This is a genomic window from Paraburkholderia fungorum (assembly GCF_902833645.1).
GTDB lineage: Bacteria > Pseudomonadota > Gammaproteobacteria > Burkholderiales > Burkholderiaceae > Paraburkholderia > Paraburkholderia fungorum.
Genome location: NZ_CADFGE010000008.1, coordinates 364671 through 389577, shown reverse-complemented (window position 1 = coordinate 389577; position 24907 = coordinate 364671). Strand labels below are relative to the sequence as shown.

Annotated in this window: 19 protein-coding genes; 5 read left to right on the top strand and 14 right to left on the bottom strand. The window is 61.0% G+C overall.

What is annotated here, in order from left to right; genetic code table 11:
• The first annotated feature begins 250 nt into the window (after nt 1–250).
• Entirely contained in the window at nt 251–955 is a 705-nt protein-coding gene (locus tag HWX91_RS24935) for a winged helix-turn-helix domain-containing protein (protein WP_028195236.1), read from the top strand.
• A 514-nt stretch (nt 956–1469) separates the two neighbouring features.
• On the opposite strand, the gene HWX91_RS24930 is transcribed toward HWX91_RS24935, so the two are convergent.
• From HWX91_RS24930 to HWX91_RS24905, 6 genes are all read right to left on the bottom strand, one after another.
• Nucleotides 1470–2240 carry an ATP-binding cassette domain-containing protein gene (locus HWX91_RS24930; protein WP_028195235.1) on the bottom strand — a complete coding sequence of 257 codons (771 nt, stop codon included), beginning with the start codon at nt 2238–2240 and terminating at the stop codon, nt 1470–1472.
• Nucleotides 2240–3205, bottom strand: coding sequence for an ABC transporter permease (locus HWX91_RS24925; RefSeq protein WP_042274205.1), 966 nt, complete (start codon nt 3203–3205; stop codon nt 2240–2242). The genes HWX91_RS24930 and HWX91_RS24925 overlap by 1 nt, the downstream gene beginning before the upstream one ends.
• 32 nt (nt 3206–3237) lie before the next feature.
• The gene (locus HWX91_RS24920) at nt 3238–4335 is read right to left on the bottom strand and encodes a sugar ABC transporter substrate-binding protein (RefSeq protein ID WP_028195233.1); all 1098 of its coding nucleotides are present in this window, start codon (nt 4333–4335) and stop codon (nt 3238–3240) included.
• Nucleotides 4336–4749: 414 nt separating this feature from the next.
• Nucleotides 4750–5484 carry a FadR/GntR family transcriptional regulator gene (locus HWX91_RS24915; RefSeq protein ID WP_028195232.1) on the bottom strand — a complete coding sequence of 245 codons (735 nt, stop codon included), beginning with the start codon at nt 5482–5484 and terminating at the stop codon, nt 4750–4752.
• 242 nt (nt 5485–5726) lie between these two features.
• Nucleotides 5727–7523 carry a sensor histidine kinase gene (locus HWX91_RS24910; RefSeq protein ID WP_244144132.1) on the bottom strand — a complete coding sequence of 599 codons (1797 nt, stop codon included), beginning with the start codon at nt 7521–7523 and terminating at the stop codon, nt 5727–5729.
• Nucleotides 7524–7564: 41 nt separating this feature from the next.
• Complete coding sequence (locus tag HWX91_RS24905; protein WP_028195231.1) at nt 7565–8260, bottom strand: response regulator transcription factor; 696 nt, start codon at nt 8258–8260, stop codon at nt 7565–7567.
• A 299-nt stretch (nt 8261–8559) separates the two neighbouring features.
• Between HWX91_RS24905 and HWX91_RS24900 the strand changes: the two genes are divergently transcribed.
• Both HWX91_RS24900 and HWX91_RS24895 read left to right on the top strand, forming a co-directional pair.
• Nucleotides 8560–9000 (top strand): hypothetical protein, encoded by a 441-nt coding sequence (locus tag HWX91_RS24900; protein ID WP_028195230.1) that lies wholly within the window; start codon nt 8560–8562, stop codon nt 8998–9000.
• Nucleotides 9001–9275: 275 nt separating this feature from the next.
• Nucleotides 9276–9635, top strand: coding sequence for an MFS transporter (locus HWX91_RS24895; RefSeq protein WP_052719789.1), 360 nt, complete (start codon nt 9276–9278; stop codon nt 9633–9635).
• An 89-nt stretch (nt 9636–9724) separates the two neighbouring features.
• On the opposite strand, the gene HWX91_RS24890 is transcribed toward HWX91_RS24895, so the two are convergent.
• The 3 genes from HWX91_RS24890 to HWX91_RS24880 are packed head-to-tail and all read right to left on the bottom strand — an operon-like array spanning nt 9725 to nt 15608.
• On the bottom strand, nt 9725–11176 hold the full coding sequence (locus tag HWX91_RS24890) for a short-chain fatty acid transporter (protein ID WP_028195228.1): 1452 nt from the start codon (nt 11174–11176) through the stop codon (nt 9725–9727).
• 24 nt (nt 11177–11200) lie between these two features.
• Nucleotides 11201–12136, bottom strand: a complete 936-nt coding sequence (gene lhpI, locus HWX91_RS24885; protein ID WP_028195227.1) for a bifunctional Delta(1)-pyrroline-2-carboxylate/Delta(1)-piperideine-2-carboxylate reductase — start codon at nt 12134–12136, stop codon at nt 11201–11203.
• 25 nt (nt 12137–12161) lie between these two features.
• Complete coding sequence (locus HWX91_RS24880; RefSeq protein WP_028195226.1) at nt 12162–15608, bottom strand: molybdopterin-dependent oxidoreductase; 3447 nt, start codon at nt 15606–15608, stop codon at nt 12162–12164.
• A 164-nt stretch (nt 15609–15772) separates the two neighbouring features.
• On the opposite strand from HWX91_RS24880, the gene HWX91_RS24875 reads away from it, so the two are divergent.
• On the top strand, nt 15773–16684 hold the full coding sequence (locus tag HWX91_RS24875; protein ID WP_028195225.1) for a LysR family transcriptional regulator: 912 nt from the start codon (nt 15773–15775) through the stop codon (nt 16682–16684).
• Between the two features lie 310 nt (nt 16685–16994).
• On the opposite strand, the gene HWX91_RS24870 is transcribed toward HWX91_RS24875, so the two are convergent.
• From HWX91_RS24870 to HWX91_RS24860, 3 genes are all read right to left on the bottom strand, one after another.
• Nucleotides 16995–18161 carry a porin gene (locus HWX91_RS24870; RefSeq protein WP_028195224.1) on the bottom strand — a complete coding sequence of 389 codons (1167 nt, stop codon included), beginning with the start codon at nt 18159–18161 and terminating at the stop codon, nt 16995–16997.
• Between the two features lie 704 nt (nt 18162–18865).
• Nucleotides 18866–19213, bottom strand: a complete 348-nt coding sequence (locus HWX91_RS24865) for a nuclear transport factor 2 family protein (protein WP_127837990.1) — start codon at nt 19211–19213, stop codon at nt 18866–18868.
• Nucleotides 19214–19430: 217 nt separating this feature from the next.
• Nucleotides 19431–20174, bottom strand: a complete 744-nt coding sequence (locus HWX91_RS24860; RefSeq protein WP_028195221.1) for an SDR family NAD(P)-dependent oxidoreductase — start codon at nt 20172–20174, stop codon at nt 19431–19433.
• 133 nt (nt 20175–20307) lie between these two features.
• On the opposite strand from HWX91_RS24860, the gene HWX91_RS24855 reads away from it, so the two are divergent.
• Nucleotides 20308–21204 (top strand): AraC family transcriptional regulator, encoded by an 897-nt coding sequence (locus HWX91_RS24855; RefSeq protein WP_028195220.1) that lies wholly within the window; start codon nt 20308–20310, stop codon nt 21202–21204.
• A gap of 858 nt (nt 21205–22062) precedes the next feature.
• On the opposite strand, the gene HWX91_RS24850 is transcribed toward HWX91_RS24855, so the two are convergent.
• Both HWX91_RS24850 and HWX91_RS24845 read right to left on the bottom strand, forming a co-directional pair.
• Nucleotides 22063–23238, bottom strand: coding sequence for a TIGR03118 family protein (locus tag HWX91_RS24850; RefSeq protein WP_028195218.1), 1176 nt, complete (start codon nt 23236–23238; stop codon nt 22063–22065).
• Nucleotides 23239–23958: 720 nt separating this feature from the next.
• Entirely contained in the window at nt 23959–24840 is an 882-nt protein-coding gene (locus HWX91_RS24845; RefSeq protein ID WP_028195217.1) for an NmrA family NAD(P)-binding protein, read from the bottom strand.
• Between the last annotated feature and the right edge of the window lie 67 nt (nt 24841–24907).

The window sequence follows — 24907 nt, the reverse complement described above, 5'->3', positions numbered from 1 at the left end:
GCCACGCATTGCGCCAGCCTTTCGTTGCGGCAGGTCTTCCCCGCTACCGATCAGGCCGATGGATTGTGTGCGCCCATGTCGAATTGCTTGTGCATTTGTGGAGATTTGTATAGGGGTGCGCAAGATGTCCAACGCATAAGCTATGCTGCGCGTCGAGCAGGCTGGCGCGGCGTTGTTGCGTGTTGACCGTGCATCGCGCCATGCCTTTGCCTGCCGCTATTCAAACAACTCGTCGTGAACGATTCGTCCCATGTCATTCCGGATCCTGTTTGTCGAAGACGATGACCGCCTGTCGGCGCTGGTCACCGACTATTTGCGCAAACGCGAATACGACGTCGAGGCGGTGCTGCACGGCAACAACGCCGTGCCGGCCATTCTCGAGCGTCGTCCGGACCTGGCGATCCTCGAAGCGAACCTGTCAGGCAAGGACGGTTTGCAGATTTACCGCGACGCGTGCGAGCAGTTCGACGGGATGATCATCATGGTGCCCGAGCGCAACAAACAGTTCGCCGAAGTACTGGGCCGCGAATTCGGCGCGGACGCCCCCATACATCAGTCCGTCGAACCGCGCGTGCTGCTGGCGCGCATCAAGGCGCAATCGCGCCCCGTGACTACGCGTGCGGCGGAGGCTGCCCAACCCGAGCGCTATACCTTCGGCAGGTTCGAGATCTGCCGGGCAAGCCGTACGGTCAAGCTCCCGGATGGCAGCCAGCCCGATCTGACATCGGCCGAGTTCGACTTGTTGTGGGCGTTGGTGAGTTGCGCGGGCGAGGTGGTGAGCCGTGACGAGTTGATGCGGCAACTGCGCGGCATCGAATTCGATGGGCTCGACCGCACGATCGACGGCGGCATTTCCAAATTGCGTCGCAAGCTGCACGACCACGCCGGTACGTCGCAGCGCATCAAGACGGTCCGCGGCAAGGGCTATCAGTTCAGCAAGCTGGCCTGGGATTGAAACCGTGTGCCGCGAATGCGGTGTCGAACGCGGTGTTGTTTCAGCAGACAGTCTGCTGCGGACCTGTAGGCGCCACAGGTCCGCTCCTGAGATCGACAGACAGGGTGCGAGGATGCGCTTCAGTAGGCACAGTAATCGAGGTTCAACCGTGGAAGCAAGCAGATGGTTTGCCCCAGGCGATCACCCGCGAGTAGAACGCCAGGGGCAGTTGTGGGCCGTTGCCACACCGGAGGGTTGGCGCAAGGTGCACCCGGGCGACTGGATCTTGACGGATAGCACGGGAAACTCGTGGCCGATGGGGGATCGCGAGTTTCGCTATTGCTACGAGCCGGTTGAAGACCGATTGCCGAATCTTTGAACATGGCCGGTTGTACACCGGTTGTACACCGGTTGCACACGGTTCCGGCACTGGCCCTCGGAGTGGGCCGGAACCCATTTGGCCGGCCCTCATAGGGCCGGCTTTTTTTTTAGGCATTTTGCGCAAGGCAGTACGCGTTGCGCGCAGCTTGCGGGATCAGTTCGCCGCTGTTCGCATTGCGCGATATTCGCGCCGCACGATATCCATCAATTCTTCAACCGACGTACTCGCGGCTTCGCGCTGGTACGTGACGCGCCCGCGCTGCATCAGCATCACCCGGTCCGCGATATCGAGCGTCTGCGCGTAGTTGTGCATGATCATGATGATCGACAGGCCGCCTTTGTTCTTCAGCCGCAGGATCAGGTCGATGATTAGCCCGGCTTCGCGGGCGCCCATGGCGGCGAGCGGCTCGTCGAGCAGCAGAATTTTCGCATTCGAATTGACCGCGCGAGCCACCGCGATAGCCTGCCGCTGTCCGCCGGACAACTGTTCGACCGGCAGATCGACCGACGGCACATGCACGCCGATTTCTTCCAGACACTCGGCGGCACGCTCACGCATGGCGCGATTGTTCAACAGCCGGAACGGCCCGCGCCGGATGATCTCGCGATTGAGAAACATGTTGTGATAGATGCTCAGCGAATTGGCCAGCGCCAGATCCTGGTAGACGCATTCAATGCCGAGCGAACGGGCATGGTCGACCGAGCGAAGCAAGGTTTCCTCGCCGCCGACAAAGAGCTTGCCGCCGGTCTGCTGATGAAAGCCCGTCAGGATCTTGATCAAGGTCGATTTGCCGGCGCCGTTGTCGCCCAGCACGCCAAGGATCTCGCCCTGTCGGAGTGTTAGCGACATCCCATCGAGCGCGGTGACCGCACCGAAACGCTTGACGATATCTTCGCCGCGCAGCGCCTCCGGCACCTCGGACATCACAGCTCTCCCTTGCGTGCGAGACGAACCACGTGGATGTTGAAGATCATGGCCCCGAGGATCGCCGCGCCGAGAATCATGTTGAAGGTGAAGGCGTTGATACCGATCAGCGTGAAGCCGTCATTGAGAATGCCGAGCACCGCCGCGCCGATCAGCCCGCCGATGATCGTGCCCGAGCCGCCGGCGAGCGGCGTGCCGCCAATCACGGCCGCGGCAACCGCAAGAAACATGATCTGGTTACCGCCCGCTTGCGGATCGATCGACGTGATACGAAAACCTTCGAGTATCCCGGTCAAGCCGGCGAGCACCGCGGCAAGAATAAAGTTGCCAAGTTTCAGGCGTCTGACCTGGATCCCCGCTTCGCTCGCACCCAGTTGATTCGCTCCCGACGCGATCGTATGCAAACCCCAGCGTGTATGACGCAGCAACACGTGCATGAAGGCGGCAATGGCCAGCGTCCAGATGATTTCGCTGTAACCCCATTCCCCCATGAACGCAGCCAACGCGGAGTTCTCCGGCGGCGAAACCGGCGTACCTCGCGAGATCGTCAGCGTGAGGCCGTTCACGAAGAACAACGTACCCAGCGTGGTCACGAAAGAGGGGATGCGCAGGTACACCGTCACCGCGCCATTGATCAGGCCGACCAGGCCCGCTGCGATCACGCCGATAATGATCGCGAGCCATGCGGGCACGCCGGCCTCGATGGCGAAATACATGATGAAAGGCGCGAACGCAAAGACCATCCCGGCGGAAAGATCGATTTCCCCGCCGATCATCAGCATGATTTCGCCGAAGGCGATGATCGCCACCGGGGCGATGAACTGCGAAAGATTCTGAAGACTCGCGCTGGTCAGCAGGAAGTCATGGTTGACGCTCTCGAAGTAGATGCTGAGGATCAGCGCGACCGCCAAGATGCGAATTTCGCTGGAACGTCCGAGCGCGCCTGACCAGCGCCTCGGACGCATTGCGGATTTTTGAACGTCCGTCACGGGAGCGCTCACCCTTTGATCGCACCCGTGCGTGGCACGATCTGGGCTTTCGTGCTCTTGCCTTCATAGCGCGTCGATGTGTTCAGGTACGGATCGACCGTGCCCTTGGTGACGAACTTCAGGCCCGTGTTGACATTGGCGGGCCCTACCAGACCACCGGAGGCGAGAAAGATGAACGCCTCCACGACCGTATAGAAACCCTGCACGTAGGGCTGCTGATCGATCGTGAAATCGAGGAAGCCATCGTGAATCAGATCGACCGTGCGCGGCAACAGATCGAAGCCGCCGCCGTGGATACCTTTGGACGGCAGGTTGGATTCTTTCATCACTTCGGCCACGCCCTGAGTGCTGCCCGCATCCACGGCAAACATGCCCTTGAGATCCTGGTGGCCGAGATAGAAGGACTTGATCTTCGATAGCTCTTCGTTGACGGTCGCGCCGGTTGCGATGGTCTGCACGTCGATCTTCTTGCCCGATTTCTTGATTGCGGCGGCGGCGCCGTCAAGCCGCGGCTGAATGTTGAGCTGTCCTGGCGTGGCGATAAAGAGTGCGACGAGGCCGCTGTCGATCAGGTTCGAGATTCGCTCGCCCATCTGATAGCCGGAAAGATAGAGATCCTGACCGATATACGCAAGACGCGGATTGGTCGAGCCGGACGGCGCGTCGGCGTTATAGGCGAACACGGGAATGCCCGCGTCGAGCGCGGCCTGGATGGGTTTGTCGAATGCTTTCGGGTCGACGATCGGTACGGCAATCGCGTCGGCTTTCGCGGCGATCGCCGCGTTCACTGCGTTGACCATTTCGCCGATGTCGGCATTGGCCGAGCCGGTCCATTGGTAGTCCATTCCCAGCATGGCCGTCGCATCCTGAATGCCGTATTGCGTGGGAACGAAGAACGGATTTGTCGTGACGTGATTGACGAAGACGATTTTCCACCGCTTGTGGCCGGGGAACGAACCGCCTTCCGCCGCCTGGGCCTGCGTGATCAGGCCACCCATGCCGCCCATCCCACCCATTAACGCGAGTGCCGCGGAGAGTCCCGCGCCTTTTAACAAGCCCCGACGCGTGCCTTGCACTTCGTCTTCGTCTTCCTTCGCTTGCGCCATTTCTATCTCCCGTCTCTCAATTATTGAACACTTCACGGTCCATGACGGCGCAAGCAGGAAAAGCCCCGGCAAGAGCAACACCGGAGCCGGGCATCATTTCGTTCATGAAGCCCACGTGCACGCGCGTACGCATGACTACCCACCAGAAAATGCTATATCACGCTCTTTCGCCTACTAATCGATGTATACCCTTAACTAGTCGGACTAATTAAATTTTTGCGCTGCAGCGCGGCCTTCGATATTGGGTTGAAGCAGTGCGGCGCAACACGATGATGGAGTAGCCCCGCCTCGCTCAGTGCGGATCTCGCGGAGCCGAATTGCTGTGCGTTATAGGGTGCCTGAATAGTATGACTATCGGGTGGCTGCACGAAAGAAGCGCAACGCGCGGGACGTCAGGCGTTCGCTGCGTGCGGATCAGGGGTGCGTCTGAAACTGGCCGCCGGTTTCCAGCACGCTTACGGCGTCTGCACGCGCATTGTCGAGCTGAACGAGGCTTGCCTGCCGGGCACCCAGCGGATCGCGGCTCTGGATCGCGGTGAGAATCGCCTTGTGACGAGGCAGCGACAACGCATGCGTGTCCGGATGGCGACTCGTCAGCTTGATCGATTCGGACAGGGCAAGCGACAGCATGTTGCCGATATAGGCCAGCAGGTCGTTGTGAGTGGCCGCCATGATGGCGCGGTGAAACTCGAGGTCGGGGTCCAGTAGCGCGCTTGCGGTTTCCGCACGTTCCATCTGATCGTAAGCCGATGCGATGCGCGCGAGATCCTCGCTGGTTGCCGCCGTGGCGGCGAGTGCCGCCGCCGCGGGTTCGATCACGCGGCGCACGGTCAGCAGCGAACCGAAGAACTCGCCCTCCGGCACACTGTTGATCGTCCAGAACAGGACGTCGGGGTCCAGCATGTGCCAATCCGCGCGAGGCTTCACCACACTGCCCACACGCGGTTTCGATACCACCAGACCTTTTGCCACCAGTACGCGAGTCGCCTCGCGCAGCACGGGGCGGCTCACGCCATAGCGCTCGCACAGCACAGTCTCGGCAGGCAGGCGCTGGCCTGGCTGTACTTTCCCGCCGACGATATCCATGCCTAGCTCCTGCACAATGCGGCCGTGCAAGCTCTTGCGCTGTTGCAGATGACGGTAGTCCATGGTCGGCGGTCGCGATCGTGTCCGGCTCAGTCTTGTGCCGACCCGTGCAGCGTTCTGAACGGCGCTTACCGTGTTGTCGGCACGGATACGGGTTGGTTTCTTGCAAAAAGGTTACCGATCCAAGCATAGCACGCAGTATCTGGCGTGCCCCCTGGTGCCGATGCCGATGCCGGTCCCGCACACGACCGGCGATACAGTGGCGTCGCCTGGCTGTGGCGTGTGGGTGAGCGTCCGCTCACGGCCTAACGAAGCATGGGTTCAGTTTCAGCTCGCGCCACCTGCATATCCAGTGCCGTGAGGCCGGCAGCGGATCGAATCCGCAGCGTTCCGCCCAGCCGCTGCGCACGCGCCTGCATACTGCGCATGCCGGTTCCCGCATGCTGCTGGAGCGCGGCGGGATCGAAACCAATTCCGTTGTCGCGAACAGCGAGTGCGAGTTCGCGCTCGTCGCTGTGCAGCTCGATCTCCACCTGGCTGGCGCGGCTGTGCTTGAAGACGTTGGTGAGGGCTTCCTGAAGAATCCGCATGACGTCGATGCTTTTCGAGGGCGGCAGGTAGCACCGGTCAAGACCGGCGATCGACCAGCGGCACTCGATGCCGTGGCTTTCCAGCAGGCTCGTGAGCCGGTGCCGCAGCGGACCGATCTGATCGGCCAGCGGAGATTCGCCGGGCCGCTGGGTCGAGGCCGTATCGATGATGATGCGCAGATCGTCGCGCAGCTCTTTCAGAATCGACAGGAAGCGTCCGGACGGGATACCGTGCGGTGCGTGCTCGAGCGTGGCAATGCTGCTGACAAGCGTGCCGCCCAGCCCGTCATGAAGGTCGTGGGCGAGATTGAGCCGTTCGTTGAGCCTGACGTTGGCGACTTCGAGTTCGTGCTCGCGGTGCAGTGTGTTCGCCAGTTCGGCCCTGGCCGCGTCGACGGTGATGTTCAACTCCTCGTTGAAGCGCTCGATACGGCGCAGACTGGCGACGAAATTCCAGGCGAGCACCAGCGCCATGCCGATCATCTGCAATTGCGACGTGAGTGCGGAGTAGTAGCGATTGTCGTTGAGGATACCGAGGAACGTCAGGAGGTCATGCATGCCGGCGATCAGGAAAATGGCAATGCAGATCGACAGAATGCGATGATCGGTGCGACCGTGACGCAATGCGACGTAGAGAAAGGCAAAGCAGGTCGCGAAGAAACTGCAGGCCTGCGCCACGGTCAGGACGGCGCGCGTCATGCCCATATCGCTGTGCGGTGTCGCGAGCATGACGATCGTGCCGACGGCCACGAGTAGCCAGAGGACGGTCTCGATACGTGGCAAACGCCGTTCGCAAAAGCGTATGGAGAACATCGTGAATGCCGCGCTATAGATAATCAGCGCGATCGAGTTGGCACTTTCCCACCCGTCAGTACTGGCAAACGGCCATGGGCTCGTCGCCACCTGGTTGAGCGCCACCCACCACCAGGCGAGCGACATCAAACTGAACCAGCCATAGACGGCTTCCTGCCGACGCATTAGCCATAACGCGAAAAAGAAGCAGCCGAGCGTGGCCGTGACGGCAAGGCTGGAGAGTTGCAGATCGTGGCGCAGCCAGTATTCGGCTTCGTAGCTGCGCTGGAGCGTGTCGGGATCGCCGATCGATATGTTGCCAAGTCCGGGCTGGTATTGCGACAGCCCCGACACGCGTATCAGCAGCGTATTGGTGCCCTCGCGCAGCAAGGGCGGACTCAGGACCTGATAGCGTGGCGCGTTCCAGGCGCGCGTCAACGGTTCAAGCAGATGCCGGTCGCGCATGAGCAAGCTGCCGTTGAGATAAATCGCACCGGCCATGTTCAGATAGTCGAGCATTAGCGCGGCAGGATGCGCTACGTCTGCCTGTTGCCATGAGAGCCGATACCAGACGACGCCATCGAATTCCGGCCAGCGTGAAGACCAGTCGTCGGGTAGCGATACTGAAACCCAGCCTGCCGATGGCGGGCTGTCAGACTGCCAGTCCGCGCGGGCCGCTTCGATGTGGGGATGCGTGAGGGTGTCGGCGTGCGCCGGCACGGCGGCCGCGGTGCTGGCGTGCAGTGTGGCGAGGGCGCAGATCAGGGCAACAAGCCATGCGTGCGCGCTTCGAACACGGCCTGAGTGCGAGAGTTGACCGCCAGTTTCTTGTAGATGTTCTTGACGTGACATTCGACCGTTAGCCTGGACAGGGATAGCACATCGGAAATCTCGCGATTGGTGAGCCCTTTGTTGACCAGCACCAGGATTTCGATTTCTCTCGGACTGAGCGGCGAGCGCGTTGGCGGCTTCGCGCTGGTTGCGCTGGCGCGCCTCGCGAGACCGGTCAGATCGAGAATGCGTCTGGCAACGAATGGGTCGATGGGCGCGCCGCCGCGCAGTGCGCTGCGGATCGACATCGCGATTTCAACGTCGTCCCGCTCCTTGAGCAGGTAGCCGGTTGCGCCCGCCTGGAGCGCGGTCACGATCACCTGCTCGGTGCTCCAGGCGGAGATTACCAGAAGCGGCAACGCCTCATCCTGCCCATGCAACGCACGTATGAGATCGATGCCGTTGCCGTCAGGCAGGCCGACGTCGATCAGCGCGAGCGCGAACGGCTGGTTGGCCAGCAGCGCGTAGGCTTCGGCAATGCTGCCAGCGAATGACAGGATGTCGTCCGTGTAACCGAGGGTCGCGAGAATCGCGCGCAGCCGGGCCTGCATCGGTGGCTCGTCCTCGACGATCAGGAGCGGGCCGGGCAGCACGGATTCGAAAGTATCGGACGATGGTTGCGCCATAGGGCCGCGTAGAGGGGAAGAACCGGTGGGGGGATTGCCGGAACGGCCGGCAACGCTCAACCGGCGGCAGCGGCAATAGTGGCATGGATTCACGACGGTATTCCAGTCGCCGGGTGCTGGCTATACCTGGAATCAAGTATCCGCGGCCGCGCGCTAACGGGACGTTCCGCTCGCCATCGCGTGGATTGTGCGCGCTCATCATTTTGTTACACCTCTTACCGGGATCCTAACCGCCGGGTTACAAAAACCTTTCGCGAGGCGGTTATACTCGGCGCCGTCCCAAAAACCAAAGACCTTTTATGTCGAAGAAAATCCTCCAGATTTTTGCCATTGCAGCGCTTACCACTGCCGTGTCGTTACCGGCGGTAGCCGGCGATATGAACAATGCCCTTGGCGGCGCGCTCGGCGGCGTAGCCGGCGCTGCACTGGGCGGCGCAATAGGCGGCAGCACGGGTTCCGTCATTGGCGGAGCAGTTGGCGGCGGCGCCGGCGGCGCAGTCACGTCAAACCGCAGGGAACGCACGGGCGCCATCATCGGCGGCGCGCTCGGGGGCGGTGCCGGCACAGCGGCGGGCAATGCGATGGGCGGCCGCACCGGTGGCCTCGTCGGCGCGGCCGTGGGTGGCGGCGCGGGCTCGGCGCTCGGCGGGAACATGTCGCGGTCCAATTCGTACGCGGACGACTATTCCCGTGGCTACCGCCCGGGCAAGCGCCATCACAAACATCGCCGCTACGACTGAACGTTGAGCAAAAAACGGCGTGGTTCATTCAAGGGTTAAGCCCGAAACACGAAGCGCCGGCTACCTTTCGCAGCGCTGCTCGGGCGATTCTCATGTGAGCCAGAGCCGGCGCTCGATCGATCAGGTCGCGCGAGGTTTATGCAAACTACCCCTGACGCCGCTGCAACGCTTTGACGAGCCTGGTCCACAGGAACTCGGCCGCGGGTGACAGACGCCTGCCAACCCGGCGTGTGACCTGGCTGCCGAATTCGCGGGCGATCGCATGGTCGATTTCTATGGGAACCAGTTTTCCGGCGTCCAGATACTGGCGCGCCGCATCGGCTTTTCCGGCGCTGCCGGTCGTGTTCGGTCTGATCGTACTGCTGATGACTTTCTACACCATGGGATTGGCGCCGGCGTATTCCCTGATGCCCGAGAATTTCCCGAAACATGTCCGCGCCGGTTATCTGGCGAGCGCCTATGCGGTTGCGGTGTCGGTCTTCGGCGGGACCTCGCAACTGGTCGTCGCATGGCTCATCAAGGCGACCGGCAACACGATGGCGCCGGCGTGGTACATGATCGGCTGCGTGATCGTTTCGTTGATTGCCGTGTCGATGCTTGAAGAAACCGGGGGACGTGATCTGGACGCGGGCTGAGCAAGCTGTGTCGGAAGCGGCAGGTTGGGGCGTGCGGTAGCTATCCGCCGGCTTTTAACCTGCTGCACCAGGCTGGCGTCACAGGCGGATCAAGGCATGACGGGGGGATGGAAGGTCAGCGTCCCCGCAAGAATCCACAGCAAGAAGATCACGAGCGGGAGATGCACGATGAACTGGGTGAACGTGAAGCCCACCACGTCACGAGCCCGCAATCCCAGCACGCCGAGCAACGGCAGCATCCAGAAAGGGTTGATCAGATTCGGCAATGCCTCCGCCGCGTTGTAGACGGTGACCGCCCAGCCCAGATGAACCTGGAGTTCCTTCGCGGCCGCGATCACGTACGGTGCTTCGATGATCCATTTCCCGCCGCCCGACGGCACGAAGAATCCAAGGACGGCAGAGTAGATGCCCATCAGCGCCGGAAACGACGCATGCGACGACACGGTGACGAAGAAATGAGAAAGATGATCGGCCAACGGTAGTCCCGACAGCGCGGAGGCTTTCGTCAGCATGTACGCAATGCCCCCATAGAGAGGAAACTGGATCAACACGCCGGCCACAGACGGCACCGATTTCGCCACCGCGTTCAGGAAGCGGCGGGGGCGCCAGTTCAACAACATCCCGGCCAGCAGGAACACGAAGTTGTAGGTATTGAGGTTGGAGATGGCCAACACCGGATTTTTCGTGGTGAATTCGTGCCATGCCCAAACCGAGCCGAGTGCGACGATCAGGATTGTGATCAATGGGCTGTACTCGAGCCAGTCGCCGGGGCGTGAAGGCGCGGCGACGTCGAGTTCCGCCTCATCCAGCGAGATGCCCAGAGACTGCGCGGTTTTGGCGCGCTCCGCGCCGGGCGCGGAGAGATACGCGATCAAAAGCGATACCACGGTCAGAGCGGCGACGATCAGTAACGACTGGGGCAGAAAAATCGTCTCGGAGAACGGAATGACACCGGTGATCGCCAGCAGCGCTTTCGGCAAACTGTCCGGATTCGCCTGCAATTGCGATGCCGATGAACTCAATCCCAGCGCCCAGGTCGCGCCCATGCCGAGATAGGCGGCGGCACCCGCTGCCCGGTAGTCCATACGGAGCCCGGTACGACGAGCGAGCGCACGAACCAGCAGGCCGCTAAAGATCAGGCTGATCGCCCAGTTGAAAAGCGACGCCGAAATGCTGACCAGCGCGACGAATGCCACCGCGGACTTGCCGTTCGACGGTAGGCGGGCAAGCCACGCGATCAATTTCGCGGCAGGCGGAGAGACCGCGACCACGTAGCCTGAGATGGCCACGATCGCCATCTGCATCGTAAAGGGAATCAGGCTCCAGAATCCATCTCCGAAGGCAATGCCCACACGTTGTACAGGCGCGCCTGCCGCCAAGGCGCCGACCGCGACGACGACAACCGCGATCGCCGCGAATAGGTATGCGTCGGGAAACCACTTTTCCGACCAACGGGTCACGGCTGCGGCCATACGCTCGAGCCCGACGGCAGCGTCGGCTGTCGAGGCTGGCAGGTCTTGCTGACGGTTCAATTCCTTCATCATGGTCTCCGACGCTTCGAGTGATTAAACATGCTTTTCATAAACCTGCGTCGCCGCAGCCAAGTCTTCGAGTGCGGTCCCCACCGCTTTGAATACCGTGCGCTCGCTGCCGTCGAAGCGCCCGCCGACGTCGCCCCGGCACAAGGCGGCGAGCGTACCGTTCAGGTCCGCCAGCGAAATCACGTTGCGCGACAACGGCCCAATCAGATCGCCGGACTTCCGCAGTGCCTCGTCCGTATCGACAAACACGCGTGCGTTGCGGAAACAATCGTCGTCAGCCTCGCGCATCTGCGGCGTGAAGCTTCCGATAAGATCGAGATGCGTTCCCGGTTTCAGCCACGCGCCGCGTACGATCGGCTCGGTGGCGAGCGTCGCGCAGCTCACGACATCCGCGCGCGCCACACTGTCCGGCAGACTGGAGACCACTGCCGCATTGAAACCTTCGCCTCGCAGTTGCTCCACGAGTCGCGCGGCTGACTCCGGATAGATGTCCCAGACCTCGACATGCGTGATTGGCAACTGGCTTCGATACGCTGCCGGCACCAGGCTGCCCACGCGTCCGGCGCCCAACAGCACCATGTGCGAGGAGTCGCCGCGCGCCAGAAGGGTGGCCGCGAGTGCCGAGGCGGCGGCGGTCCGGCGTGAGGTGATTTCATTGCCGTCCATCTGCGCGAGCGGCTCACCCGTGCCGGCGTCGTACAGCACGTAAGTCGAGTGCAAGCCGGGCATTCCGCGGCGCTGGTTAGCCGGGAAAATGTTCACGGTCTTGATGCCGAGATATCGGTCTGCTTCCCACGCCGGCATGATCAATACGGTGCCGGTGTTGCCGTCGCCGCAATTGATCGTGTGCGAGTGTCGGAGTGGAACCTCGCACCCCTTGATGAACGCCTTCTTCAGCGACGGAATCAGCGTGGCGAAGTCCAGCGCCTCGCGTATCGCCGGGGTGTCGAAAAATTTCATGCTCGATTTGCTCCTCGTGAGTCGTTCACGCTTCAATGGAAATATCGGTGGCCGGGATCGCCTGGCAGGCGAGGCACATATCGGCTTGGTCCGGCCCATGCCCTGTCATATGCGACACCTTGCCCGCCAGGACCTTGACGGCACAGCTCTCGCATTGCCCGACCCGGCAGCCGCTGGGCATGCTGATGCCGAGGCTCTCGCCGAAGCTGAGCAGGCTTCCCCGTTCGGGTGCCCATTCAGCCTTGATCCGCGACCGCCGGAATTCGACGGCAAAGCGCTGTGATGGATCGAGGGCCGGTTTTGAAGGAGACCGAAAGGCCTCGCTGAAGATATCGAACGGCGGTACGCCACGCTCGACGAGGCCCGCTGTGATGGCGTTCATCATCGGCTCCGGGCCGCATAAATAGAATCGCGCGCGGCGCTGTATCAATGCGTCGTCCACGACGTCCGCAGTGAGGTAGCCCTGCATCTCGAAGTCGCGTCCGAGTACTTCGTCGCGCGGCTGGTTATAGCAATTTACGACCTTGAGCGTTGGCAATGCATGCTGCAATTGCGCAATTCGATTCCGGAATGCATGAGCCGAGCTATTGAGATTCGCGTAAAAAAGCTGAGATTCGGGCGCTTGTGTGCCCAACCGTCCGATCGTTTCCAGCCACGAAATGAAGGGCGTTATTCCGATCCCACCCGCGAATATGACGACCGGTCGCTTCGATGTCGGCGGTACGATGAAGGTGCCGCTGGGGGCTTGCAGCAAGACCCTGTGTCCGACTGCCAACTCACGATGAATATACGAGGACATGACGCCCTCGAACTGCTCGCCATCGGCACTTCGGCCCCGCTGATGGCGCACGGAGATCGAGTATGTCCGGCGATCGTTTTCAATCGCATGGCCAGTGAGCGAATAGGCACGCGTCGTTCCCCCTTCGCACAATTCCGGAATTTGGATCGTTACATGCTGTCCGGGCAGATAGTCGGGGAGCGGTCCGCCGTCGGCGGCGCTGAACGTTACCGTGCGAACGCCTTCGGCTTCTCCGTGTACGGCCGACACGACAAAGTCCCGGAATCCTTGCCATGCCCGTCGCGCGGGATCGACCGACGGGTCGAGCGTGACGTCGCACGGCACGGCACGAAGCGGCGATGAACCGCTCAGCGGATCGACGCTGGCGGCGGACACGATGCTGTTGTAGTTACTGTTTGTGCTTCCCAGGGCCGTCGACGATTCCATGCCGATCTCGTCGCACGCCTGCCACCAGCCGTACTCCGCGACTACGACATCCGGCGCGAGTTCGGGGACCACTCGCGCACGAAATCGCGCGGTGCCGCTGGTACTGGCGACACGTATCCAGTCGCCGTCGGCAATGCCCTTGATGGCTGCCAGATCGGCGCTCAGTTCCGCGACGGGATACGGGGCACGGCGACGAAGGCTTGGCAGGCCACGATGCTGGCTGTGGCAGTAATAGCCGTTCTTGACGGAAGTGAGCGTATACGGAAAGCGTTGACGGCCTGCTGCGCGTGCTCCTTCTCCGCGGCTCGGCGGTACATACTGCGGTACCGCCGGATAGCCGTACCGATGCAGCTTCTCCGAATAGAACTCGACGCGGCGCGTTTCGGTCGCAAAGCCTCGCGGGCCATTCGGCGTCGTGCAGGCGTATTGCTTTTCCTGCTGCCTGAGCGGGCGGTAAATGCCCTCGGGATGTGAACGCAGGGTCGCGACGTCCAGGCCCAGCGGTTCGAGAACATGGTTCCATCCTTTCTCGACGTCGCCACCGAAGAATTGATCCCCCATCCCGAGCCTGACCGCCAGATCCAGCACGATGTCGTAGTCTGCCCGACTCTCCCCGCGGGGCGTCACCATCCGCTGCCGCAACTGGACCAATTCGACGGCCCGCTCATTGATCTCGAAGCCGAGACGCAGTCCTTCCCGTTCCCAGGGCGTGTTGACCGGGAGGAGGATATCCGCATAGCGGGCGGAAGGCGTTTCGAACAGGTCGCAATGGACATGAAAATCCAGCGCGCACAGCGCGTCGTGCGCCAATGCACAGTCTGCTTGCGACATCACCATGTTGGTGCCGAACGCGACAAGCGCGCGCACCCGGTAAGGCTTGGCCTCGAGAATCGCCCGATAAACATCGCGTGCGGTCACCCATCCCTGGGCGGGCGGGCCGAGCGGTCGCTCGTCAAGTCCGAGTGCCTTTGTTCGTTGCTGAGGACTCAGCATGGCGTAGTTGCTCAGGGGGTTTGCCGGCTGTTTCGGCAACTCGCGATTTGAACCCCGCGTATCGAATGCGCCTGTCAGTGCATACAGCGTAGCGATCGCCCGCTCTGTTTGCGTCGCGTTCGTGTGTTGTCCCACGCCGGACCACGCGTGATAGGCGATGCGCTGGCGTGGGCTGAGCATCGCCGCCACGATTTCGATCGCCGAGGCATCGACACCGGTGATTTTGCTCACGTGTTCGGGCGTGTAATCGGACAGCGCACTGCAGTACAACTCGAAAGCGGGCGTACACGTGACCTCTATTACGCGACCCGTCAGGTCGAATACGGAAATCTGATGCGAGCCTGAAATCGACAGATCGGACGACGACGTGCGCGCCTCTTCGCCGACGAGTTCGAGTCGATTGAGCGCGCCATTCCAGACCGCATATCGATTGTTCGACGACTCCGGATCGATGTCGCGTTCGCGCAAAAAATGCCCGCTATCACGACGAACCAGGAACGCGCCATTCGCCCACGCGCGGATAAATGTATCGTCGATATTTCCCGTCGCGATCATTTGCCGGGCGATGCCCATGGCAAGCGCGCCGTCCGTGCCTGGCTGCACGCGCAGCCAGACATCCGCTTCGCGCGCGAGCGCCGTGGGTCTCGGGTCCACGACAATCAGCCTGGCGCCGTTGCGACGACCCGCTGCAATGCTGTCCGCCTGGGCCAGCCACGTGTTGGCTGGATTCGTACCCCAAAGCACGATGACGTCGGAATTCCGGTAATCGGCCGTTGGCATGCCGCAACCGAACGTGAACACATGTGCGAAATCCTTGTGCCAGTTGCAGATCTCGGTTGCGTAGCAGATATTCGGACTTCCGAACGACCAGACGAATCGCTCCACCCAGTCGATGCTGTCGCTCATCGGCGTACCGCTCGGGGTGGTCACACCGAACACCACTGATTCGGCGCCGTTTTCCCGTTTGACGTGCGCGAGCGTGGTCGCGATCTCGTCAAGCGCCTCATCCCAGCTGATCCGTTTCCAGCGCGGGTCGGCCGCGCCTTTTGGGGCCGTGCGGCGCATGGGATACAACACCCGGCCGGGGCTGTGTACGAGTTCCGGCGCGGCCTTGCCTTTCATGCACATCGCGTTGCCGGTCGGGTGTGTAGTGTCGGGGCGCACCTTCAGCAACATGTCGCCGCGGACCGTGTTGATCGTGCCGCATCTTGACCGGCATAACGTGCAGTACCCCTTCTTCTCCTGCGTCTCCATCATCGTTCCACGGTTTTCTTTCATGACGGGATGCTATGCAGCCGAAATTGCCCTGCCTAATTCATATTTCAGGCCTCGCGATATATAATTTTTCAATACCTCGTATGGTCGCCGGTTCGCACCGCCCGATTGCACGGCGCCACCTCTCAGCGGAGTACGCCAACGTGGCCACACACATCACGCTTCGCCAGATCGAGTACTTCATCTCGGTGGCCGATACCGGCCAGATCTCCAGGTCCGCCAATCTTTGCGCCGTTTCGCAGTCGTCGATGACGATCGCGCTGAAGAATCTCGAAGACACCGTGGGGGTGCCGCTGCTGCAGCGCCACGCGAGGGGCGTCCGGCTGACCCGGGCCGGCGAGCGATTTCTTCGGCATGTGCAGAGCGCGAATGTGTCCATCGGGCGCGCTGTAGTCGCGGCCCAGGAGGAACCTGAACAGATTTCGGGCCACGTTCGGGTCGGCGTCACGGAAACCGTCTCGGCTTACCTGATGCCGTCAATGCTGGCTACCGTCGCGCAGCGCTTCGAGCACCTGAGCGTCGAGGTGATCGAAGACGCGCGCGAGGTTATCGAACAACGCCTCGTCGATAATCAGCTGGATATCGGTCTAATGCTTGTGTCCAATACGGCCGACGTGGACGAGCTGAAATATGAAACGATTCTGCGCTCCGTGCGCCGGCTTTGGACGCATCCGGATCACCCGTTGCAAGATGCACAGCAGGTCACGCTAGAGGATATTGCACAGGAGGACTACCTTTTGCTCGATATGGACGAGCATGTCCGCACTGTTCGCAAGTATTGGGGAAAGTACGGCCTCGAACCGCAGGTGCGTATACAGAGCAAGTCGATCGAAGCCGTGCGAAGCATGGTCGCGCTCGGGTTGGGCGTCACGATTCTTTCGGATCTCGTCTATCGTCCGTGGTCGCTCGAAGGGAACCGGATTATGAGGCGTGATCTGAGCATTCCGATCCCGACCATGGACGTCGGCGCCGTCTGGCACCGAAAGGGCATCCTGCCGACGCCAGCGAGGGTGCTATTAGATCTCTTCCGATCCTGGAAGAAGGCAATCCAATAGTCGACTCCGCCTGACGGGCACGGCGGACGTTCGTAATCACCTTCGCAGCCGTGGCTGCTGAGCGACCGTTCCGGCGGAAGAGGCGGCATGCGACATCGGTACGCGAGCGGCCATACGGCTGTGGCCAAAGGGCGCTTCTGTTCATGACCTGTCCCAATACGGCTAATTCGAATTGGGACAATGCAGCGTTCGTTGCCCATGAAAAACACCCCAAAGATCGGACCAATGTCCAACTTTTGGGGTGCAATTCACTACCGGGATTTCTTGTCTGGGGTAGTGCGTTCACTACCCCAGGCTTCTGAGCCTGCGATTAGAACCGGTGGTAGATGCCAACGTTGGCTTGAACCTGGTTGCCGCCCGATGCAGTATTGCCGAAGTCCGCGGCCGAAGCCTGAGCACCCTGAGCATGAACGTAGGCAGCCATCGCGTATACCGAGGTGAGCTTCGACAGTGCGTACGTAGTACCCAGCGACGCCTGGTTGATCGAAGCCATCGTGCGGCCCTTGGCGGCTTGCGCCTGCGTGGCTGCCGAACCGTAGACGTACGTGTACCCGGCAGCCAGCGACAGTGCCGGGGTTGCCTGGTACTGCAGAAGGGCGCCCACTACGTTGAAGTGGATCGACTGTTGGCCATCGTTACCCTGGTATTGCGCGTTCGAGTAGCGCAGGCCGGCCGTGTACGGACCAAACTCGTATTGGCCGGCGATTTGAGCGATGCCCGCGCTCTTGAACGCATTGCCACCGTAGTAACCCGAGCTCGGATAGCCCAGCGCACCACCGAACGACGGTTGTGCCGTTGCGTTCTGCCAGCCGTTCGCACCCTGGTTTGCCGCATGGAAGTAGCCGCCGGCGACCGTCAGACCGCCTTGAGCGTAGTCCGTAGCCACCGACCATGATTGACCCGAACCCGTAGCACCGGCAACGCCGCCGAACGAGTACGCGCCTTCAGCCTGGAAGCCGTAGAAAACCGGCGAAATGTACTTGATGGCGTTGTTCTGGTTCGTCGTGTTGTCGTTGTTGTCCACGTCGCCCGGGGTCGAGAATGTCGAAGCCGAAATGGCGTCGCCCGTCAGGCCTTGAACCATTTCCGTCACGGCATCGATCTGGCGACCGAGGCGGAGGGTACCGTACTGGTTCGAAGCGAGGCCTACGTAGGCCTGGCGATTGAACAGCGAACGCGAGGAGCCAATGGGGCCCTGGCCGCCGATGCCGCCGGTCGCAATGTTGAAACCATTTTCGAGCTTGAAGACCGCCTTGAGGCCGCCGCCGAGGTCTTCCTGACCCAGGAGGCCCCACTTGTTCGAACCTGAGGCACCGCCAACGAGGGCGTAGTCCGAGTGGCCGTTAACGTTCGAGGTGTAGCTGAGACCTGCGTCTAGCATGCCGTACAGGGTGACCGACGACTGTGCCATTGCTGCCGGGGATGCGGCGAGGGCGGCAACAGCGGTAACCGTTGCCTTGAAGGTGATGTTCTTCATCTTTAATTCAGTGTCCCTGAGTATCTTTTGGATGGTTTATTTATTACTGCGCGCCGGAGGATAAAGCATCTCCTGCAAACTGATGAAAGGAAAAAAGAGACTGTCGCGAAAACGTAACAAAGGGAGCAATGCATTGCGCGGCGGGCGGCCGCTTTCCGGTTGCCGCTGACGGTGGAATGTGCGGCCGAATCATTCTGCGATAGACGCTTAATGGCCGCGTGGGGCTCATGCGATTGGCATAGCGGTGCCCCGGGCCGTCATTGGAAAACCTGGATAGTGGGCATTCAAAGATGCGCCACAAACGTCACTTAAGCGCTCGCCGATTCGATATCCGTGCGACGCCTTGTTAAAGTAAGGGCGTGTGACGCCGCCAAGATTGACTCGTCCAACAATCACTTCTTTTCGCTTGGCGAGAAACTGATGCGCCGCTGTCAGCGGATGCGTCGCGTTGCGCTGTCGCAATCGCTTGGCGCAGGGAGCTTAGATTGTCGTAGCTGATATCTCTTCCAAGGTCCAGATCGATGGGCGTGGCACTGCATATTCGCAATAATTTTCTGTGATCTGAGTCGCAGTGTCGACCGACGATTCCTGTCCGAAGTGGGGCCGGCGACGGTCGGCTCAGTTCGACCCATCTCGGTCCTTCAGCACATCGTCCAACATGTGATTGCTTTCGATTGTGCGGCGGTCGTTAGTCCACGCTTCGCTCAATCGAGATCGGCATCAATGCGTTCGATCAACCCGTAGGAGTTGACGGATATTTCCAGAAGGCCGATCTCGTGGCCAAAGTCCCCAGTAAAATCGACGCGAACGCGAGCACGGCTGTTGCCGAGGCGCTCGATGGACAGCAAGCGGGTCACGGTGTGATAGCCGATAAAGTATTGCTCGATATAGCGCCGAATGCCGGCATGCCCGTCGAAACGATGGCCTGTGGACGAATCGTCAATTACCGCATCCGGGGCAAAAAGGGGAAGCGCGCTTTCAATGTCGAACGCATTGGTTGCCGCGATCAAGGTGTCCGCGGCCTTGCACAGCTTGTCTGTCTGCTCGCTCATCGCATCAATCTCCGTGCTGTCAGCTTTTGTAGACGAATTCCAGGGTGCAGCCATCCATGTCCCTGATCTGAGCGGCGTAGTAGCGCGGGGCGGCGTGAAGCTGCGGCCCGGGGGGCATGGATATCTGCCGCGCCGATCTCCAATGCCTCGTAGAAGCCTTCGCGCGGTCGGTGTTGCAGACAGTGGGGAAGACGTGATCATTCATCGGTTTGCCCTCTCAAATGACGTAACCGCCGGCGACTTCGATGTTCTGGGCATTGATCCAGCCGCCATCCTCAGTCAGCAGCGAAGCAATCGCGCGTGCGACGTCTTCCGGTTCGCCTACGCGCCCGAGGGCGGTCTGCGAGCTAAGCAGCGCTTCGAACTCAGCGTTCAGACCTCCGCCGAGTTCCGTCCGAATGGGGCCAGGCGATACTGAGTTGACCCGGATGCCGCGTTCGCTGAACTCCTTGGCCATATAACGCGTCAGTACTTCCAGGCCGCCCTTGAAAGTCGCATAGGGCGCAACGCCCGCAGTGGCCACCCGAGTGGTCGCACTGGTCAGGTTGACGATGCTCGCTCCATTGCGCAGCAACGGCAGCAACGTTTGGGTAAGGAAGAAAGGGCCTTTCAGATGCACATTCATGAGCCCGTTGAACTCGGACTCAGTGACGGTTTCAATGGGGTTGTAAAGCCCGTAGCCGGCGTTGTTGACCAGGCCAGCCAGTCGAGTCGCCCCCCAAGTGGATGCCAGCACCTGCTCCACCGCGTTACGGAAAGCAGGAAAGCTGCTGACGTCGGCGACGTCCAGCGGCAGGGCGACGGCCTTGCCGCTTGCATCTTCGATCTGGCGAACCACGCCCTGCGCGGCATCCGGGTTGCGGTTGTAGGTGAGGATGGTCCCCAGTCCGCGCTGTGCGCATTCGAGGGCGGTACTGGCGCCTATGCCGCGACTGCCTCCCGTGATAACGACGATGTCCATGTGTGGCTCCATTGAAGTTCAATGGCGATACGATAGGTCTCTGCCGCTTTCGCGGCTCGCCTGATCCTCCCTCAATCCTGCCTATTTCTGCTTTTTGCTTGTCCCAAGGCAAGATTCGAAGTCCAATGGAGGTATGGAAGAACAATTAAGCGAACTTCGGAAGTTGGCCGCCCACGCGCAGAACCGTCGGACCGAGACAGGCATCCCCCGCGTGGCGATGGTGCGGGGGGCCGTGCCGGAGCACGAGCTGGCAGCTGTCTATGAACCCATGGTCAACCTGATCCTTCAAGGCTGCAAATCCATGACAGTCGGAGGTCAAACCCTGCACTACGATCCCGCCACGTATTTCGTCATGTCCGTCGATCTTCCTGCCGCCGGCATCGTGCGCAGCAGCGAATCGGGTGCCCCATATCTGGCGGTGAGCCTGACCCTCAACCCGGCACTGATTGCCGGCTTGCTCTCGGACCTGCCAAACGCTGCCGGGCCGGTTCGCGGAAACGCGGGGTTTTCGGTCGCCGCAGTGACAGCGGACCTCCTGGATGCATGGGTCCGCATGCTACGTTTGATGACGCATCCTGCCGATATTCCCGCGCTGGCACCGGCCTATGAACGCGAGATTCTCTACCGTGTACTGCAGGGGCCGATGGGCTGGATGTTGCATGACATTGCCACGCCGGATACCGCACTGTCGCGAATCAATCGAATCATCCAGCGTATCCGCCGGGATTACGCGCTCCCCCTGCGGATGCACGAACTCGCCGAAGAGGCGGCGATGAGCGTGTCGGCGTTTCACCGTCATTTCAAAGCTGTGACCGCGCTCAGCCCACTGCAGTATCAGAAACAGATTCGCCTGCTTCAGGCGCGCACACGCCTCATCACCGCCGGCCACAGTGTCACTACAGCGGCGCATGAAGTCGGCTACGAGAGTCCCACCCAGTTCAGTCGCGAATATGCTCGGGCGTTCGGATTGCCGCCTGCGAAGGACGCTGCTCGGATCATTGCAGGCTTGAGGTCCGGACTGCGACGCTAACCGGTTATTGCTACTGCAGCCAGCGGCACTCACCGAATACGGAGGATGCAATGCCTCTGGTCCAGAGAGCGGTCCGTTGACTGACAGCCCCCCTGCATCCCGATCTCCCTCGCGCACCGTCGCGGCGATCTGCTGCTCGAGGCGTTGCTCGATCAGGGGCCACGGCAAACGGCATAACCGCCGTGCTGTCATCGAGCATCGCATAGCGCTCGCTGGCAAGCGCCACGTTGCGCCAGTAGATGCCCGGCATTGCAGCGGCGGGCGTCGCCATATTTCGATGCTCGTGGCCGTTGCCGGCGGCAATATCCTTGGCGACTTTCGGTACCCCATGCCTTGGCCACTGCACCACTGATATGCAGGCTGATCAAATGCTCGCCATCGTCACTCGCTACATGGACCAGCACCCTGCCGAATGGGACAGTGCCATGAACACTATCGTCTTCCGGGCCTTCGTCGAGGCCTGCAGATCCCTAGGCTATCCACTATTTGATCAATGATTCGCGGGTGGCTTCGGCGATCGGCACGTCGCGACCCAAAGGGGAATCCCGGCGCGTCGACACATCTGCGGCTCTTCGCAAAGTAAAGCGGACGTTCGTCGCGAGTAGATTACAAGCGGGTCAACGGCCGTAGCGAACGCTCGCCGTTCGGACGCCGTCCAGCTCCACGGCATGAGCCAGTGAGCCGAATGGCTGGTCGACGCGAAAGCATCCCACACTGGAATATCAACCCGTTAGCGATCGAACCGCCAGTCGCGTCGCGCCTGCCCCGTAGCGTAGCCAGGTCTCAGGCGCGTCCCCTCGCAAAAAGTTGGGGTCGCTCCCGCATCGAGAACGGCCACTGTCTATTGCGCGGTCAGTGCTACATCCCGACGCTCGTTCCTCCGCTCGTGCTTGTGCCAGTGCTCGCACCCGAGCCCGCATTCGTTCCAGAGCTCGACGTCGTATTCAAATCAATTCGTCCGTAGACGCCATTGGCTTCGTCGTTCGGCCCCGCCGCCAGGAACAGCGTATTGGAAGGCTGATTGTTGAGGTCGTTACCGAACGCGATGCCCCACACGCCATGTTCGACGATCGGACCACCGTTCGGTCCATTAAGCGGCCCCATCGACTGGCCGCTCGATGCATTGAACGCGTTGATCGTGCCGTCGCCGAAATTGCCGATCAGTATCGCGCCGCTCATCGAACCGAAGCTACCGGGTGCTTGCGCTATACCCCACGGCGCGTTCAGCGGTCCGCCCGTCGCGAAGCGCTGCTTCAGGTTGCCCGCTGTGTCGTACACATCGACCATGCCGAGTCCCGCACCCGCGACATCGTCGTGCCTCGCCGCATCCTGCATCGCGTAAGTGACGAAAAGATTCGAGCCGATCGCCTGAATTCCGAACGGCGCGAAGCCGGCCGGAATCGCCGGGTCCGTGAAGGCGCCCGGCATCGCGACCTTGGTGAAGCTCGTATCGAAGATATCGATCTTGTTGTTATGGAAGTCCGTCGCGTAAAGGAAGTTGTTACCGTTCACCGTGGCGAGCGCGAGACCCTTGTACACGGCGCCGCCCGTTCCGTCGTCGTACATCACGAACGCATTGGTCGGTCCGACGGTGGGCGCCCAGGCAGTGATGGTGCCGCCTTCGCCCGCGAAGATGAAGGCAGCGACACCGGACTTGCCGTTTTCCGTGACGGTGAAGCTTTGTGTGCTGTTGAAGACGATGCCCGTGGGCGAAGCTGAACCGTTCTTGCCATCGGGTATCGTGACGACCAGCGATTGCGGCAGGCCGTTGCCGTCATAGAGCGTCGCAACATTGGTGCCGTTGTCCGCCACCCAAACAAAGCCTTTCGGATTGAAGGCGACGCCCCATGGGTTTTTCAGGTTAGCGTCAGTGTGCGCGCTAGACACCACGCCATCCGATACAAGGGGCGTCACAGTGAACGACGACCGCATAGGTGGGGTTGAATTATTGGAACCGGCGCCGCCGCATGATACGAGAGTGGCAATGGCCGCTCCGCATGCCAGGAGGCAGAACGTTTCGATAAGAGATTTCATGACCATACCCCTTGTTCGATTCAAAGACCGTAACGGTCATAGAACGAGGAGGACCCGGCGTTTATTCCCGCGACGAAGGGGTTATTTCGTGCGCGACTCCGTGCAATTGCAATGACTGAACTGGCTAGATAAAAGCGAATGGTGTGCAACGAATAACACGCGCGACTATTCCATTCGTCCGGTCGAAAAAGTTGTGAACGCGCGTGACGTGCTGCACGCCATCGACAAATAGCCGCAATGATGTTGCAGGATCGCCTTGCCGAGAGGACCCGCGATGCCGTCTGCGATGCATGCGGACGGAAAAGTTTCTGCATGACGGAGGCGGACTATCTCTTGTCGGCGGGGTTGTTGGTGTTGATATGGTGCTGGCACCAGTCCCGCCTCTATCTGCAGCATCGCCCACGGCGTCCGGAAACCGACGGGTTGACAGGTTCCCTGCGCCAAGGTGCGCTACCTCGTGCGGTGCCGACGCTCGAGCGTCCCCTGAGCCCGTGGGCGAATGACCGGAGATGGCCGAACCGAGCCCGATCACGACCGGCTCAGGTCGACCCACAGGGGACAATTGCGGCGCATGCCTTGACCGTCCGCTTCATGCGGGACTGCTGACAATGGATCAGCAACGATTGATGCCCGGCGGACCATCCGCCCAGACCAGATGCGCCCCGCCATTGTGAAACTGCGAATGTGTACCGCTCCTTCCACTCCAGTCGGTCGGTTTAGTTAGTTAAACAGAGACGCGTGCCGTCGAATAAAAGCCTCCACCGTCATAGGAGCCGTTCCAGTGAGGTCCACAACAAACGTATTCGTTCCTGCGAACACGCCATTCTGATAATCGACTGCGACAGACATCAGGTGCTGCGAGAACGTGTCGCTGAACTTTGCATCGCTGTCCAAGCGCTTCTTGAACAGTTCGAGGTCGATCGGCCGATATGTCACTTCGCGCCCCAAGGCTTTGCTCATCTCCGCAGCAATCTCGTGGTGATTCATCTCTACGGGGCCATGCAGCGGATATATCTTTCCTGAATGCGGGACAGGGTTTCTGAGGATAGCGGCAATAACACGACCTTGGTCTTCCGCCGCAATAGGCGCGTGTCGCCCCTCACCAAAGGGAAGTTGCAGCACACCATCCTTCTTGATGCTCGCCACCTGTCCGGGATAGGTCAGCCATTGCGCGAAGAAGGTAGGGCGAACATGTGTGACCGGCGTGCCAGACCAGTCAAAGATCCTCTCGGAAATCCAGTGGTCGCGTGCGGCGTGGCTCTTCGCCTCGCGACGCGCGGAAATCTGTGACATGTTGACGATTGCACGGATTCCCGTCTCGCGCGCAGCCTGCGCAAAGTAGGCGGTGGCCGAGACGCCACCTGCCTCGATAGGGAACACAAAATAGGCCGAATAGATTCCTTCAAGCGCAACGCAGACGTCGTCGATATCCGAAAGATTTCCAACGACCACCTCGACACCCCGCGCCTTTAGCCGCTCGGACCGGTCATCCTCCTTCCGGACCAATGTTCGCACTCGCTCACCCGCATCTAGTAGCGCATCTGTAGCCGCTCCGCCGGTATCGCCTGTCGCCCCGGCTACAAAGATTGTCCGATCAGTCATGCAACGTCTCCCAAAAAATCCTTCGAATTGGTGAGCATCCCTCTCGCAAATTTCCCCGACAGCTCGC

Coding starts and splice junctions, on each gene's coding strand:
- HWX91_RS24900 (WP_028195230.1), top strand. CDS start 8,560: ATGTCGAAGAAAATCCTCCAGATTTTTGCCATTGCAGCGCTTACCACT.
- HWX91_RS24935 (WP_028195236.1), top strand. CDS start 251: ATGTCATTCCGGATCCTGTTTGTCGAAGACGATGACCGCCTGTCGGCG.
- HWX91_RS24930 (WP_028195235.1), bottom strand. CDS start 2,240: ATGTCCGAGGTGCCGGAGGCGCTGCGCGGCGAAGATATCGTCAAGCGT.
- HWX91_RS24855 (WP_028195220.1), top strand. CDS start 20,308: ATGGAAGAACAATTAAGCGAACTTCGGAAGTTGGCCGCCCACGCGCAG.
- HWX91_RS24925 (WP_042274205.1), bottom strand. CDS start 3,205: ATGCGTCCGAGGCGCTGGTCAGGCGCGCTCGGACGTTCCAGCGAAATT.
- HWX91_RS24905 (WP_028195231.1), bottom strand. CDS start 8,260: ATGGCGCAACCATCGTCCGATACTTTCGAATCCGTGCTGCCCGGCCCG.
- HWX91_RS24870 (WP_028195224.1), bottom strand. CDS start 18,161: ATGAAGAACATCACCTTCAAGGCAACGGTTACCGCTGTTGCCGCCCTC.
- HWX91_RS24880 (WP_028195226.1), bottom strand. CDS start 15,608: ATGGAGACGCAGGAGAAGAAGGGGTACTGCACGTTATGCCGGTCAAGA.
- HWX91_RS24865 (WP_127837990.1), bottom strand. CDS start 19,213: ATGAGCGAGCAGACAGACAAGCTGTGCAAGGCCGCGGACACCTTGATC.
- HWX91_RS24890 (WP_028195228.1), bottom strand. CDS start 11,176: ATGAAGGAATTGAACCGTCAGCAAGACCTGCCAGCCTCGACAGCCGAC.
- HWX91_RS24850 (WP_028195218.1), bottom strand. CDS start 23,238: ATGAAATCTCTTATCGAAACGTTCTGCCTCCTGGCATGCGGAGCGGCC.
- HWX91_RS24920 (WP_028195233.1), bottom strand. CDS start 4,335: ATGGCGCAAGCGAAGGAAGACGAAGACGAAGTGCAAGGCACGCGTCGG.
- HWX91_RS24860 (WP_028195221.1), bottom strand. CDS start 20,174: ATGGACATCGTCGTTATCACGGGAGGCAGTCGCGGCATAGGCGCCAGT.
- lhpI (WP_028195227.1), bottom strand. CDS start 12,136: ATGAAATTTTTCGACACCCCGGCGATACGCGAGGCGCTGGACTTCGCC.
- HWX91_RS24845 (WP_028195217.1), bottom strand. CDS start 24,840: ATGACTGATCGGACAATCTTTGTAGCCGGGGCGACAGGCGATACCGGC.
- HWX91_RS24895 (WP_052719789.1), top strand. CDS start 9,276: ATGGGAACCAGTTTTCCGGCGTCCAGATACTGGCGCGCCGCATCGGCT.
- HWX91_RS24915 (WP_028195232.1), bottom strand. CDS start 5,484: ATGGACTACCGTCATCTGCAACAGCGCAAGAGCTTGCACGGCCGCATT.